The sequence below is a fragment of the Ornithinimicrobium avium genome (assembly GCF_003351765.1).
In the GTDB taxonomy this organism is placed as follows: domain Bacteria; phylum Actinomycetota; class Actinomycetes; order Actinomycetales; family Dermatophilaceae; genus Ornithinicoccus; species Ornithinicoccus avius.
The window spans coordinates 2009791-2022778 of record NZ_CP031229.1; the positions used below are offsets into that span (position 1 = coordinate 2009791).

The 12988-nt window shown below is 71.2% G+C and carries 15 protein-coding genes, 1 tRNA gene and 2 pseudogenes; 6 read left to right on the plus strand and 12 right to left on the minus strand.

Features of this window, described 5'->3' with window-relative positions:
* Positions 1 to 5 precede the first annotated feature (5 nt).
* Positions 6 to 476, plus strand: coding sequence for an SRPBCC family protein (locus tag DV701_RS09200; RefSeq protein WP_114928041.1), 471 nt, complete (start codon positions 6 to 8; stop codon positions 474 to 476).
* Here DV701_RS09200 and DV701_RS09205 read toward each other — a convergent pair.
* On the minus strand, positions 466 to 768 hold the full coding sequence (locus DV701_RS09205; protein ID WP_228254960.1) for a MerR family transcriptional regulator: 303 nt from the start codon (positions 766 to 768) through the stop codon (positions 466 to 468). The two genes, DV701_RS09200 and DV701_RS09205, sit on opposite strands and share 11 nt — an antisense overlap.
* Before the next feature lie 144 nt (positions 769 to 912).
* On the opposite strand from DV701_RS09205, the gene DV701_RS09210 reads away from it, so the two are divergent.
* From DV701_RS09210 to DV701_RS09230, 5 genes are all read left to right on the plus strand, one after another.
* Complete coding sequence (locus DV701_RS09210) at positions 913 to 1392, plus strand: Hsp20/alpha crystallin family protein (protein ID WP_114928042.1); 480 nt, start codon at positions 913 to 915, stop codon at positions 1390 to 1392.
* Between the two features lie 18 nt (positions 1393 to 1410).
* Entirely contained in the window at positions 1411 to 1749 is a 339-nt protein-coding gene (locus DV701_RS09215; protein ID WP_162802935.1) for a hypothetical protein, read from the plus strand.
* Between the two features lie 89 nt (positions 1750 to 1838).
* Positions 1839 to 3275 (plus strand): MFS transporter, encoded by a 1437-nt coding sequence (locus DV701_RS09220; RefSeq protein WP_114928044.1) that lies wholly within the window; start codon positions 1839 to 1841, stop codon positions 3273 to 3275.
* 10 nt (positions 3276 to 3285) lie between these two features.
* Entirely contained in the window at positions 3286 to 3813 is a 528-nt protein-coding gene (locus tag DV701_RS09225; RefSeq protein ID WP_114928045.1) for a YdeI/OmpD-associated family protein, read from the plus strand.
* 13 nt (positions 3814 to 3826) lie between these two features.
* Entirely contained in the window at positions 3827 to 4240 is a 414-nt protein-coding gene (locus DV701_RS09230) for a DUF4190 domain-containing protein (protein WP_202863484.1), read from the plus strand.
* Positions 4241 to 4309: 69 nt separating this feature from the next.
* Here DV701_RS09230 and DV701_RS18770 read toward each other — a convergent pair whose 3' ends face one another.
* From DV701_RS18770 to DV701_RS09270, 11 genes and pseudogenes are all read right to left on the minus strand, one after another.
* Positions 4310 to 4762 (minus strand): AMP-binding enzyme, encoded by a 453-nt coding sequence (locus DV701_RS18770; protein ID WP_324616626.1) that lies wholly within the window; start codon positions 4760 to 4762, stop codon positions 4310 to 4312.
* Positions 4760 to 5857: pseudogene (locus DV701_RS18775) on the minus strand (AMP-binding protein); the annotation flags it as partial. The gene DV701_RS18770 and the pseudogene DV701_RS18775, both read right to left, overlap by 3 nt.
* 127 nt (positions 5858 to 5984) lie before the next feature.
* Positions 5985 to 6599, minus strand: coding sequence for a 3-hydroxyacyl-CoA dehydrogenase family protein (locus DV701_RS19365; protein ID WP_407669369.1), 615 nt, complete (start codon positions 6597 to 6599; stop codon positions 5985 to 5987).
* 117 nt (positions 6600 to 6716) lie between these two features.
* A pseudogene (locus DV701_RS19230) lies at positions 6717 to 8149 on the minus strand (3-hydroxyacyl-CoA dehydrogenase NAD-binding domain-containing protein); the annotation flags it as partial.
* A gap of 45 nt (positions 8150 to 8194) precedes the next feature.
* Positions 8195 to 8548 (minus strand): hypothetical protein, encoded by a 354-nt coding sequence (locus DV701_RS19435; RefSeq protein ID WP_267874108.1) that lies wholly within the window; start codon positions 8546 to 8548, stop codon positions 8195 to 8197.
* Positions 8506 to 9306 (minus strand): thiolase family protein, encoded by an 801-nt coding sequence (locus tag DV701_RS09245; RefSeq protein ID WP_267874109.1) that lies wholly within the window; start codon positions 9304 to 9306, stop codon positions 8506 to 8508. Before DV701_RS09245 ends, DV701_RS19435 begins: the two co-directional genes overlap by 43 nt.
* A gap of 22 nt (positions 9307 to 9328) precedes the next feature.
* Entirely contained in the window at positions 9329 to 10474 is a 1146-nt protein-coding gene (locus DV701_RS09250) for an acyl-CoA dehydrogenase family protein (protein ID WP_114928046.1), read from the minus strand.
* Positions 10475 to 10618: 144 nt separating this feature from the next.
* Positions 10619 to 11254: a TetR/AcrR family transcriptional regulator gene (locus DV701_RS09255; protein WP_202863487.1), complete on the minus strand. Its 636-nt coding sequence runs from the start codon at positions 11252 to 11254 to the stop codon at positions 10619 to 10621.
* A 73-nt stretch (positions 11255 to 11327) separates the two neighbouring features.
* Entirely contained in the window at positions 11328 to 12170 is an 843-nt protein-coding gene (locus tag DV701_RS09260) for an enoyl-CoA hydratase-related protein (RefSeq protein WP_114928048.1), read from the minus strand.
* Positions 12171 to 12312: 142 nt separating this feature from the next.
* Positions 12313 to 12402, minus strand: a tRNA-Ser gene (locus DV701_RS09265).
* A 79-nt stretch (positions 12403 to 12481) separates the two neighbouring features.
* Positions 12482 to 12985, minus strand: coding sequence for a nucleoside deaminase (locus DV701_RS09270; protein ID WP_407669308.1), 504 nt, complete (start codon positions 12983 to 12985; stop codon positions 12482 to 12484).
* Positions 12986 to 12988 lie beyond the last annotated feature (3 nt).

A 12988-nucleotide genomic window follows, 5' to 3' on the forward strand; every position in this document is an offset into this window, starting at 1 on the left:
CAGCCATGTCCCACGAGGTCACCCTCAGCCGGCGCATCCCCGCCCCGCCCGCGGTCGTGTGGGAGGTCATCACCGACCTCGACCAGGCCCAGCGCCGGCTCTCCCAGGTCACCGACCTGCACGTCATCACCGACGGCCCCTACGCCGTCGGCACCCGGTGGCGCGAGACCCGCCGGATGATGGGCGCCTCCGACACCCAGGAGCTCGTCGTCGTCGAGAACGACCCGCTGCGGCGCACCGTCACCGAGACGGTCGACGCCAGCACGACCTACCGCACCACGCTGCTGCTGGAGTCCCTCGACGAGTCCGCGGGCACCTTGCTGACCGCGACCTTCCAGGCGACCGTGGACGACCCCTCCCGGCTGCAGCGGCTCGCGCTGCGGGTCGTCGGCCCGCTGGGCCTGAAGCTCACCGAGCGCTCGATCCGCACCGAGCTGGACGACATCGCCGCGGCGGCCGCACAGCTCAACGGCTGACCGTCAGCCGCCGGTTCTCCTCGCGGAGCTGGTCGTTCTCCTCCCGCAGCCGCAGGATCATCGAGATCCCGGTGAGGTTGACCCCGTCCTCGAGCAGCTCGGCGATCGTGCGCAACCGCTCCAGGTCGTCGACGCTGTAGCGGCGGGTCCCCCCGGGGGTGCGGTCCGGCTCGAGCAGTCCGTGCGACTCGTACAGACGCAGGGACGGCGCAGCCATGCCGACCAGCTCGGCCGCCACCGAGATCCCGTAGACACCGCGGGCCGGGTCGTGGGCGTTGAGGTCCTGGGTCACTCCGGCGCTCCTCCACCTTCGAGACGAAACTTTCCTCCGGGGACTTGCATCCTACGTCATCCCGTGCTATTAAATCTGTAGTGACTGCCTGAGGTTATGGGCAGTCGCCAGATGAAGATCACACGTCGACGAAAGGAGTCCACGATGGTTCCCCTCCTCATGCGGAGCGACCCGTTCCGCGAGCTCGACCGCCTGTCCCAGCAGATGCTCGGTCGCACGGACGGCACCTTCGCCAGGCCCTCGGCGATGCCGATGGACGCCTGGCGCGAGGGCGACTCGTTCGTGGTCGAGCTCGACCTGCCCGGGATGCGGGCGGAGTCGATCGACCTGGACGTCGAGCGCAACGTCGTGACGGTCCGGGCCGAGCGGCCCGTCCTGGACCAGGAGCGTGAGATGCTCGCCGCCGAGCGCCCCCGCGGTGTCTTCAGCCGCCAGCTCGTCCTCGGCGACAACCTCGATACCGGCAGGATCCAGGCCGGCTACGACGCGGGTGTCCTGACGCTGCGCATCCCCGTCGCCGAGCAGGCCAAGCCCCGCCGGATCAGCATCTCCTCCGGCTCGCGGGACGGTCAGGCGCAGGAGATCTCCAGCGGCTCCGCCGAGCGGCAGGCGATCAACGCCTGACCGGCAGGGGTGGTCGAGATGCCGTACCTCCGCGCGGCGACCCCTGACCAGGGCACCGTCCGACCGGACGAGAGGCTGGCCGAGGAGTTCTGGCAGATCGTCTGCGCCGACGACGACTGGCTGCGCGCCGAGTTCGACGCGATCGTCGCCGACTGCGACCCGGGCATGACCGGGATCCAGGGCCTGCGTCCGCCGGTGCCCCGGCGACCGGTGCCGCCTGCCCGGGACGCTCGGCCGGTCGGGCGCGAACGACGGCCGGCCTGCCTGGCCGCCCCCGGACGGGTCTCGGCGCGGCAGCGCTCCCCTCCGCCCGTGGGACAGGTCGGCGGTGGCGTGGCTACCGGGGTGCGCGGATGACACAAGGCCCCTGGGCGCGATGAGGCTCCCGGGGGCCGTCCTCCGCCTGCGAGGTCCGGCTGAGGACCGGCGGGTGCACAATGGCGGGTATGTCGGGCACGTCGCCCCCGCCTGCCGGGGCCGAGCTCCTGGCCGTGTCCAGCACCCGGGGCCGGGTGACGCTGGCGGCGGTCACGATCGGGTCGGGGATCGCGATCCTCGACGGGTCGATCGTCAACGTCGCGCTCAAGGTCATCGGCTCCGACCTCGGCGCCTCCCTGGAGCAGCTGCAGTGGGTCGTCAACGGCTACCTGCTGGCGCTCGCCTCGCTGGTGCTGGTCGGCGGTGCCCTCAGCGACCGGCTGGGAAGGCGGCGGATCTACCACGTGGGGATGGGCTGGTTCCTGGTCGGCTCACTGGCCTGCGCGCTCGCCCAGAACCCGGAGCAGCTCGTCACGATGCGCTTCGTGCAGGGGGTGGGCGGTGCGCTCCTCACGCCCGGGGCGCTGGCGATCATCCAGTCCTCCTTCCGTCCGCAGGACCGCGGAGGGGCGATCGGCACCTGGGCGGGGATGTCCGGCATCGCCGCGGCGGTCGGCCCCTTCGTCGGCGGCTGGATCGTCGACCACGCCAGCTGGCGGTGGGTGTTCGCGATCAACGTCCCGCTGTGCCTCGTGGTCATCATCCTGGCCTGGTGGGCCGCGCCGGAGTCGAGGGCACCGCACTCGGGACGCTTCGACGCGGCTGGCGCGGGGCTGGCCGTCGTCGGGCTCGGAGCGCTCACCTGGGCCCTGACCTACGCCTCCGACCTGCGGACGGTGCTCGTCGCCGGCCCCCTCGCGGTGGCCGCGCTCGTCGGCTTCGTGGTCGTCGAGCACCGCGCCCGCGACCCCCTGATGCCGCTGGGCCTGTTCCGCTCTCGGGTCTTCTCGGCGGCCAACGCGATGACGCTGCTGGTCTACGGTGCGCTCGGGGTGGTCTTCTTCGTGCTCGTGCTCCAGCTGCAGGTGTCGGCGGGCTGGTCGGCCCTGGCGGCCGGCCTCACCTCGGTCCCGCTGACCCTCGCGCTGATGCTCCTGTCGGCGTGGGCCGGGCGGCTCGCCTCGCGCATCGGCCCGCGCGTCCCGATGAGCGTCGGCCCGCTCGTCTGCGCGCTCGGCCTCGTCCTGCTCCTGGGCGCCGGTGCGGGCACCCGCTGGTACGACGTGCTCGCGGGCCTCGTCGTCTTCTCCCTCGGCATGGCGCTGCTCGTCTCCCCGCTCACCACGGCGGTGCTCGCCGCCGCGCCGGACGACCACGCAGGCGTGGCCAGCGGGATCAACAACGCGGTCGCCCGGGCCGGGTCGCTGCTGGCGGTGGCCGCCCTGCCGGTGCTGGCCGGGCTCTCCGGCGAGGCCTACCTGGACCCGGTCGCCATGACGTCGGGCTACCGGGCCTCGATGATCGCCTGCGCGGTGCTGATGGCGGCCGGCGGCGTGACCAGCTGGTTCGGGCTGGGGGCCGACCGGTCAGGAATCGAGAAGACCGCTGCCGCGGCCAGCGGCTAGCGTCCTCCCCATGAGCATCACCTTCGACGCCGTCGCCCAGCAGGTCGGCGAACGCATCCTGCTGACCCTTCCACAGAGCGCCAGCCAGGCACTGCCGTCGCGGGGCCAGGTCGCCGTCGAGGCGCAGATCGGCGGGCACGCGTTCATGACCGTGCTCGAGCCGGACGGCCGCAAGGGCCACTGGATCTCGGTGGACGAGAAGCTGCGCGAGGCCCTCTCGCTGGAAGCCGGGGACGGGGTGCACGGCGCGCTGACGCCGACCAGGGTGTGGCCCGAGCCGGAGGTTCCAGAGGACCTGGACGCGGCGCTGTCCGATGCCCCCGACAGCGCCGGCACCTGGACCGACATCACGCCGATGGCCCGGTGGGAGTGGGTGCGCTGGGTCACCTCGACCCGCAGCGCCACCACGCGCGAGCGCCGGGTCGAGGTGACGGTCGACAAGCTGCGCGCGGGCAAGCGCCGGCCCTGCTGCTTCGACCTGTCATCCTGCACCGACCCCGAGCTGTCGAGGAGCGGCAAGCTGGTCGACGTCTCCTAGCTAGGCTGGGACCATGACCTACTTCGAGCCGCCGCCGCTACCGAAGAGCAGCAGCAGGCAGGTCGACCCGCAGTGGCCGACCGCGCCGCAGGAGCCGGTGGACCCCTACGCCTCGCCGGCCGAGGGCTACCGGCCCGGCCCGGCGCCGGCCGCCCCGTGGGGGCCGCCGGCGCAGAACCTGCACCCGCGCGGCACGACGATCCTGGTGCTGGGCATCCTCAGCGTGACGTTCATGCAGATCCTCGGGCCGTTCGCCTGGGTGATGGGGCACCGCGCGCTCAGGGAGATCGACGCCTCGGGCCGCCCCTACATCAACGGCTCCAGCATCCGGGCCGGCATGATCCTGGGCATCATCGGCACCGTCCTGGGCCTGATCGGGCTCCTGTGGATGATGGTGATCCTCGGCGCGTTGCTCGCCTCGGCGTGATCGCCGACCCGGGTCCCGGGCAGGCGGATCCCTGGCGCCCGTCGCCAGACCGGTGCCGAGATGCAGGGACTACGGGCCGGGGACGGGTTCGGCCCGGGCCTCGTGCGCGGCCCGGAGGTCACGCTTGAGGACCTTGCCCGCACCGTTGACGGGCAGCGCCTCGACGAACTCGTAGCTGCGCGGGATCTTGTAGCCGGCGATCAGCTCCTTGCAGTGCGCGTGGAGCTCGTCGTCGCTGACCGCGGCGCCGGGCACGAGGACGACGACGGCGTGGACCTTCTCGCCGAACGTCGCGTCGGGCAGGCCGATGACCGCGGACGCGGCCACGGAAGGGTGCTTGGACAGGGCGTTCTCGACCTCGGCGGAGTAGACGTTCTCACCACCGGTGACGATCATGTCCTTGATCCTGTCGACGACGAAGCGGTAGCCGTCGGCGTCGAGGTAGCCCGCGTCACCGGTGTGCATCCACCCGTCGCGTAGTGCGGCCTGGGTCTCCTCGGGTTTGTTCCAGTAGCCGAGCATGACGTTGGCGCCACGGATGCAGATCTCGCCCACCTCGCCGGCCGGCACCGTGTTGCCGTCGGTGGCCATGACCTTGATCTCCGTGTGCAGCGCCGCGCGGCCGGCGGAGCGGAGGTACTGGTCGCGGTGGTCGTCCGGGAGCAGCAGGGCCCCGACCGGGGCGACCTCGGTCATGCCGTAGGCCTGCGTCATGCGGATGCCGGGGAAGAGGGAGAGGGTCCGCCTGAGAACACCCTCGGAGACGACGGAGCCGCCGTAGAGGATGCGGTTCATCGAGGACAGGTCGTACTTGGCGACGTCCGGATGGTCGACGAGCATCTGGATCATCGTCGGCACGAGCAGGATGTCGGTGACCTGGTGATCCTGGACGGCCGCGAGGACCGCCGCCGGCTCGAAGAACGGCACCATGACGTGCGTGCCGCCGAAGGTGACCTGACCGGCCTAGGCCGCAAGGTCGGCGAGGTGGAACATCGGGGCGGCGTGCAGGAAGACCGCGCCCACGCCGAGCAGCTCACCGCTGGCGATGGTGCCCAGGGCTGAGGTGACCAGGTTGGTGTGGCTGAGCATGACGCCCTTGGGGAAGCCCGTCGTGCCACCGGTGTAGAAGACCCCGGCGAGGTCCTCACCCTTGCGGAAGGCGTCCTCGACCGGCTCGTTGTCGGCCACGAGCTGTTCGTAGGAGATGGTCCCCTCGGGCAGCTCCTTGTCACCACAATGGATGATCGTCTCGAGCGAGGGCACGTTGGCCTTGAGGGCGGGGGCCATCGGGGCGAACGCGTCGTCGATGAGCAGGACCTTGGTCTGCGAGTCGTTGAGCGAGTAGATGATCTCCGCCGGGCTCCACCGGATGTTGACCGGGTTGACCACGGCCCCTGCCCACGGCACGGCGAGGAGGTACTCGGCGTAGCGGTCGTTGTTGAGGGACAGGATCGCGACCCGGTCACCCGCCTCGACGCCTACGGCGTGCAGACCGGCGGCGAAGCGGGCGACCCGGTCCGCGTGCTCGGCGAAGGTGCGGACACGGTCCCCGTAGATCGTTGCTGCCTTGTTCGGTGTCGACTGAACGGCTCTGTGCAGTCCCTGGGTCAGGTACATCCTGGCCTCCTCTTTCTGACGTGTTGCTGCAGTGTGGGTTGTTGCCTGTGTCGTGCTGGTGCGGGTCCTGCTGTGCGGGTCGTGCTGGTGCGGGTGGGTCGGTACGGCGGCGCACCGACTGGAGGGGTCATTCGAGGCGCGCACCGGCCTCGGCCCTGGCCACGAGGGAGGCGGGCGGGGTGAAGCGCGCGCCGTAGCGCGCGGCGAGCTCCTCGGCGCGGGCCACGAAGCCGGGCACGCCGCCCTGGTAGCCGTTGATGTACTGGGCGACCCCGCCGGTCCAGCCGGGGAAGCCGATGCCCAGGATCGAGCCGACGTTGGCGTCGGGCACGCTGCGCAGCACGCCCTCGTCCAAGCACCTGACCGTCTCGAGGGCCTCGGCGAAGAGCATCCGCTCCTTCATGTCCTCGAAGGGGAGCTCGGTCGTGTTGCCGAACTTCTCGGCGAGGCCGGGCCACAGGTTGGTGCGCTTGCCGTCGACGTAGTCGTAGAAGCCCGCGCCGCCGAGCTTGCCCTTGCGGTCCGCGGCGAGCAGGTCATCGACGATGTCGTAGGCAAGGTGGTGCTCGTAGGCGCGGGCGCCGTCGGCGGCGCCGGCCTCGAGGCCGGCCTTGGTCTCCTTCTGGATCTTGCTCATCAGCGAGAGGTTGAGCTCGTCGGCCAGCTGCAGCGGTGCCGCGGGGTAGCCGGCCTGCAGGCCGGCCTGCTCGACACTGGCCGCGGGCACGCCCTCGCCGACCATGGCGATGGCCTCGTTGAGGAACGTGCCGATGACCCTGCTGGTGAAGAAGCCCCGGTGGTCACCCACGACGATGGGGGTCTTCTTGATCTGCACGGCGATGTCGAAGGCCTTGGCCAGCGTCTCCTCGCTGGTCTTCTCGCCGGCGACGATCTCGAGGAGCGGCATCTTGTCGACCGGCGAGAAGAAGTGCAGGCCGATGAAGTCCTCCGCGCGCTTGACACCCTCGGCGAGGCTGGTGATCGGCAGGGTGGAGGTGTTCGAGCCGAGGACTGCGCCCGGCTCGACGATGTCCTCGATCTCCTGGAAGACCTGGTGCTTGACCTCGACGCTCTCGAAGACCGCCTCGATGACGAGGTCGGCCCCGGCCAGGGCCTGGGGATCTGCCGTCGCGGTGAGACGGGCGAGGAGCGCGTCCCCCTGCTCACGGGTCGACCTGCCGCGGGAGACAGCCTTGTCCACGAGGGCCGCCGAGTAGCCTTGCCACGTTCGGCAGCCTCCTGCGAGACGTCCTTGAGCACGACCTCGATGCCGGCCTTCGCGCAGACGTAGGCGATGCCGGCGCCCATCATGCCGGCGCCGAGCACCGCAACCCGCTTGGCCTCGTGCTTGGGGAGACCTGTGGGGCGGCTGCCACCGGACCTGATGTGCTGCATGTCGAAGAAGAACGCCTGGATCATGTTCTTGCTGACCTGGCCGGTGACAAGCTCGACGAGGTAGCGCGACTCGATGGTCAAGGCGGTGTCGAAGTCGACCTGGGCGCCCTCGACCGCTGCGGCGAGGATGGCGCGCGGCGCGGGGTAGTTGGCACCCTTGAGCTGCTTGCGCAGGTTGGCGGGGAACGCCGGCAGGTTGGCTGCCAGGGCCGGAGTCGCGGGAGTGCCACCGGGGATCGTGTAGCCCTTGGCATCCCACGGCGCGACGGGCGAGGGGTTCTGGCCGATCCAGACCTTGGCGGCCGGCACGAGCTCCTCGACCGAGCCGACGACCTCGTCGACGAGGCCGATCTCCTGGGCCTGCGCCGGCGTGAAGCGCTGCCCGTGGGCGAGCACCTTCGTGACGGCGTCGGCGATGCCGAGCATCCGGACGACGCGCACGACGCCGCCACCACCGGGCAGCAGGCCCAGGGTGACCTCGGGAAAGCCGATCTGCGAGCCGCGCACGTCCGCCGCAATGCGGTGGTGGCAGGCCAGGGCGATCTCGAGGCCACCGCCGAGGGCGGCCCCGTTGATGGCGGCGACGACCGGCCTGCCCAGGGTCTCCAGGGTGCGCAGCTGCGCCTTGATCTCGGTGATCTCGCCGAAGACCCGCTGCGCGTCGTCCTTCGTCGCGCGGGACAGGGCGCGCAGGTCGCCACCGGCGAAGAAGGTCTTCTTGGCCGAGGTGAGGATGACGCCGGTGACGGAGTCCTTCTCGGCGACGAGCCGGTCGACCACCGTGCGCATCGAGGCGATGTAGTCGGCGTTCATCGTGTTCGCGGACTGGTTGGGGTCATCGAGGGTGAGGACGACGATGCCGTCGGCATCCTGGTGCCAGTGGACCGTGTCAGCCATGTGTGTCGCTCCTTGCAGGTCGGAGGGTCTGGACGGACGGGGCGCTCAGACGCGCTCGACGAGCGTCGCCACGCCCATGCCGCCGCCGATGCAGAGCGTGAGGACGGCGCGCTCCGCGCCACGGCGCTCGAGCCCGTCGACCATGGTCCCGAGGAGCATGGCGCCGGTGGCTCCGAGCGGGTGACCCATGGCGATGGCGCCGCCGTTGACGTTGAGCTTCTCGTCGGGGATCCCGAGGTCCCGCTGGTACTTCAGCACGACCGAGGCGAACGCCTCGTTGATCTCGAAGAGGTCGATGTCGTCGACGCCCAGCCCAGCGGTCGCCAGCAGCTTGCGGGTGGCCGGCGTCGGGCCGGTCAGCATGATCGTCGAGTCGGCGCCGCTCGTCGCTGTGGCCACGATGCGAGCCCGTGGGGTGAGGCCCAGCTCGGAGCCGACCAGCTCGGAGCCGACCAGCACCAGGGCCGCACCGTCGACGATGCCCGAGGAGTTGGCGGCTGTGTGGACGTGGTTGATCCGCTCGACGGCGTGGTACTTCTGCAGCGCGACGGCGTCGAAGCCTCCTGCCTCCCCCATCGCGGCGAAGGAGGGTCTGAGGGCGGCGAGCGAGTCTGGGAGCGCACGGCATAACCGTCGACCTCCTCGCGGCCGAAGCCCTCGATCGTGGCGATGAGGTCGGCGCCGATGCCCTGGGGCACGAAGTAGGTGTCGTAGTTGGTGGCGGGATCCATCGCCCACGCGCCGCCGTCGGAGCCGATCGGCACGCGGGACATCGACTCCACGCCGCCGGCGATGATGAGGTGGTCCCAGCCGGAGCGGACCTTCTGTGCGGCGGTGTTGACGGCCTCCAGACCGGAGGCGCAGAAGCGGTTGAGCTGGACGCCGCCGACGGTGTCGGGCAGACCGGCCGCGAGCACCGCGGTGCGGGCGATGACCGAGCCCTGGTCGCCGACCGGCGAGACGACGCCGAGCACGACGTCGTCGATGCGCTGGGGGTCCAGGCCCGGGTTGCGCTCGCGCAGCTCGTCGATGAGCCCGACGACGAGGTCGACCGGCTTGGTGCCGTGCAGCGAGCCGCCGCGGTTGCGGCCCCGCGGCGTGCGGATCGCGTCGTAGACGAACGCGTCCGGGCTCTGGTTCGTGCTGCTGGTGCTCACGTGCGGTCCCTTCAGGTAGTGATCAGAGCGAACGGGCGATGAGTTCCTTCATCACCTCGTTGGCTCCGGCCAGGATCCGCAGGACGCGGACGTCGGTGTAGATGTGGGAGATCGGGTACTCGTCCATGTAGCCGTAGCCGCCGAAGAGCTGCAGGCACCGGTCGGCGACGATGGTGGCCTGGTCGGAGATCCAGTACTTGGCCATCGAGGCGGTCGTGGCGTCGAGCTGCCCCGCGACGTGCTTCTCGATGCAGTCGTCGAGGAAGGTGCGGCAGACGCGGGAGATCGTGGCGCACTCGGCCAGCTCGAAGCGGGTGTTCTGCAGGGCGAGGAGCGGCTTGCCGAAGGCGTGGCGCTCCTTGGTGTAGTCGATCGTCTTGGCGACGGCGGACTCGATCGACGCCTGGGCGATGACCGCGGTGATGAGCCGCTCCTGCGGCAGCTGCTCCATGAGCTGGTAGAAGCCCTGACCCTCCGTCGGCCCGAGCAGGTTGCCGGCCGGGACGCGCAACCCGTCGAAGAACAGCTCGGCCGTGTCCTGCCCCTTCTGCCCCATCTTGCCCAGGATCCGGCCGCGGGTGAAGCCCGGGGTGTCGTCGTCGACCTCGGCGACGATCAGCGAGATGCCCGCCGCGCCGGCCTCGCCGGTGCGCGCCGCGATGATGACCAGGTCGCACAGGTGGCCGTTGGAGATGAACGTCTTGGCGCCGGAGATGACGTACTCCTCGCCCTCGCGCACGGCCCGCGTGGTGATCGCCTGCAGGTCGGAGCCGGTGCCCGGCTCGGTCATCGCGATGGACAGGACGGACTCGCCGCGGCAGACCTCGGGCAGCCAGCGCAGCTTCTGCTCCTCGGTCGCATAGGCGGCCAGGTAGTGCGCGGCGATACCGACGTCGACGGCGAAGCCCATCGAGACGTCCCCGGCGCGCACCTGCTCCTCGATCAGGACGGCCTCGTGGGCGAAGGTCCCGCCACCGCCGCCGTAGGCCGCCGGGACGGACATGCCGAGGATTCCGACCTCGCCGGCCCGCCGGTAGAGCTCGCGGTCCGGATGGCCCTGCTCGAGATGACGGGCCGCCGAGGGCAGCACGTCCTTGGCGAAGTAGGTCGCCACGAGGTGGCGGACGTCCTCGAGGTCGTCGTCGCTCCAGCGCGATCGTGCAGACACGGTGAGAACCTCCGGATCGTGTGACGGGGTCGGCCCCTGGGCTCAAGGATGGGCCTTAATTGGCAATGTCAATAGTGAGGGGCGCATCCACCCGGTACGCCGCCGGGCGGGGTCGCGACGCCGGCCGGCGGACGACCGGCCGGGTCACGGCCCCGGGGGGGCCTGGGCGGGCCCGGGCTCTCGGACCAGCTCGGTGATGATGGTGCGCAGGGTGCGTCGGAGCAGCTGGTGGACATCGGCTCGGGACAGGCTCCCCTCACGCACCCACTCGCGGATGGCACCCTTGACCATGGCGCCATAGGCCCGGCCCAGGCCGCCGACCCGAGGCGTGTCGAGGAGGTCCTCGTCGACGCCGAGCAGCTGCAGCAGGCGTCGGGCGGCGATGTCGTCGGCCCGCAGGAGCAGCTGCTCGATCTCCGGGTCGTCGCCGACGCCCTCGGCCCCCGCCACGGCGACGAAGGTCAGACCGTGCCCGGTCACCATGTCGAGCAGCCAGGTGACGCAGGCGTCGATGCGCTCGTCGAGGCCGGGCCCGACATCCTCCGGCACCACCATCCGGGGCACGATGAGCATCTCTCGCACGACCTCGACGTAGAGCTCGCGCTTGGTGCCGAAGTAGTGGTGCAGCAGCCCACGGGTCACCCCGGCCGCGGCGGCGATCTCGGTTGTCGACACCGCCGCATAGGGGTGCTCGCCGAAGAGCTCGATCGCGCACCTGAGGATCTGCTCGCGTCGCTCGTCGGGCTCGAGGCGGGTGCGCGCCGTGCTGGCCGCCCTCACGCGTGGGCTCCCCACCGCCCGGTGGTCATCGTGCCCGGTGCTCATCGTGCCCGGTGCTCATCGTGCCCGGTGCTCATCGTGCCCGGCCGGCATGCCAGGGCAGGAAGGCGGGCTGGTCGCTGCCGACCCGGCCCGGGAAGCGGGCCTGGCGTCGCTCCAGGAAGGACATGACGCCCTCCTTGGCGTCCGGGCTCCCCGCGCAGCTCGCGATGAGCTTGGAGTCGAGGTCGAAGGCTGCCTCGGGCGAGTCCAGGGCGCTCATCTGCAGCAGTGCCTGACGGATGACCGCAACCGAGACCGCCGAGGTCGACGCGACGATCTCGCGGGCCAGGTCGTAGGCGCGGTCGAGGACCTCGTCCGGAGGGTGGACCGCGGTGACGAGCCCCTTCGCGAGGGCCTCCTCGGCCGGGACGAGGCGGCCGGTGACCATCCAGTCCAGGGCCGCGCCCAGGCCGACGATCCGCGGCAGGAACCACGTCGAGCCCCCCTCGGGGTAGATCCCGCGGCGGGCGAAGACGAAGCCGAAGCGGCTGTCGGTCGAGGCGAACCGGAAGTCCGCCGCGAGGATCATCGTCGACCCGACGCCGACCGCTGCGCCGCGGACGGCGGCGATGACCGGTTTCTCGAGGGCGAACATCGGGCGGGTGGCGCGCGTCGCCGGCTCGACCCAGGCGCCGTCGTCGGCGCCGTCGGTGACGTCGAGGGTGCCGCCGCTGAGGTCGGCGCCGACGCAGAAGTCGTCCCCCGCGCCGGTGAGGACCAGGACCCGGACGTCGTCGTCGGCGCCGGCCCGGCGGACGGCGTCGGCGAGCTCGTCGGCCATCTGGATCGTGTAGCCGTTGCGCGCCTGGGGACGGTCGAGGGTGATGGTCGCGATCCGGTCGGCGACGGCATACGTGATCTGTTCGTAGTTCATGCGGCCCTCTCGACGATGCACATCGCTCCTCAGCATCCCAGTTATTGACACATTGTCAATGGGACGGGGGGGCGGATCAGCCACCGCAACGCCTTGAGTCGCGACACCGCACGTCAGGGATGTCGCGACTCAAGGCCATGGCTGGCGGTGGCGGTGGGATTTGAACCCACGGAGGACTTGCGCCCTCACACGCTTTCGAGGCGTGCTCCTTAGGCCGCTCGGACACGCCACCGCCGGACAGGCTACCCGAGGGGGCGACGACGTCCCAAACCGCGAGGACCCGTCCGGGCCGCCCCGCCAAGCCGCGGCGCTCAGCCGCGGCGCTGCCCGAAGAAGTCGAGCAGCAGAGCGGCGCACTCCTCCTCCAGGACGCCGCCGACCACCTCGGGACGGTGCAGCGCGCGGCGGTCCCGGGGCAGGTCCCACACCGACCCGCAGGCGCCGGCCTTCTCGTCCCACGCGCCGAAGACGACCCGGTCCACCCGCGCCAGCACCGAGGCTCCGGCGCACATCGCGCACGGCTCGAGGGTGGCGACGAGACCGCAGCCGTCGAGCCGCCACGAGCCGAGCGCCGCGCCCGCCTCGCGGAGGGCGACCATCTCGGCGTGGCCGGTCGGGTCGTGGTCGCGCTCGCGCACGTTGCGGCCCCGACCGAGCACGGCACCGTCGGGACCGACCACGACGGCACCGACCGGCACGTCGCCCGACCCGCCGACCGTCCTCGCCTCCGCGAGCGCAAGACGCACCCACTGCGCATACCTGTCGGGGGCCCATCCGGGCAGCGGTGCGGCGGGGTGGTCCTGCGCATCGGTCACAAC

Bases quoted from the DNA above. Each gene is read 5' to 3' on its own strand.
- DV701_RS09260 (WP_114928048.1), bottom strand. From the start codon at position 12,170: ATGAACTACGAACAGATCACGTATGCCGTCGCCGACCGGATCGCGACC.
- DV701_RS09220 (WP_114928044.1), top strand. From the start codon at position 1,839: ATGTCGGGCACGTCGCCCCCGCCTGCCGGGGCCGAGCTCCTGGCCGTG.
- DV701_RS09210 (WP_114928042.1), top strand. From the start codon at position 913: ATGGTTCCCCTCCTCATGCGGAGCGACCCGTTCCGCGAGCTCGACCGC.
- DV701_RS18770 (WP_324616626.1), bottom strand. From the start codon at position 4,762: ATGCTCGGCTACTGGAACAAACCCGAGGAGACCCAGGCCGCACTACGC.
- DV701_RS09215 (WP_162802935.1), top strand. From the start codon at position 1,411: ATGCCGTACCTCCGCGCGGCGACCCCTGACCAGGGCACCGTCCGACCG.
- DV701_RS09200 (WP_114928041.1), top strand. From the start codon at position 6: ATGTCCCACGAGGTCACCCTCAGCCGGCGCATCCCCGCCCCGCCCGCG.
- DV701_RS09225 (WP_114928045.1), top strand. From the start codon at position 3,286: ATGAGCATCACCTTCGACGCCGTCGCCCAGCAGGTCGGCGAACGCATC.
- DV701_RS09230 (WP_202863484.1), top strand. From the start codon at position 3,827: ATGACCTACTTCGAGCCGCCGCCGCTACCGAAGAGCAGCAGCAGGCAG.
- DV701_RS19365 (WP_407669369.1), bottom strand. From the start codon at position 6,599: ATGGTCGGCGAGGGCGTGCCCGCGGCCAGTGTCGAGCAGGCCGGCCTG.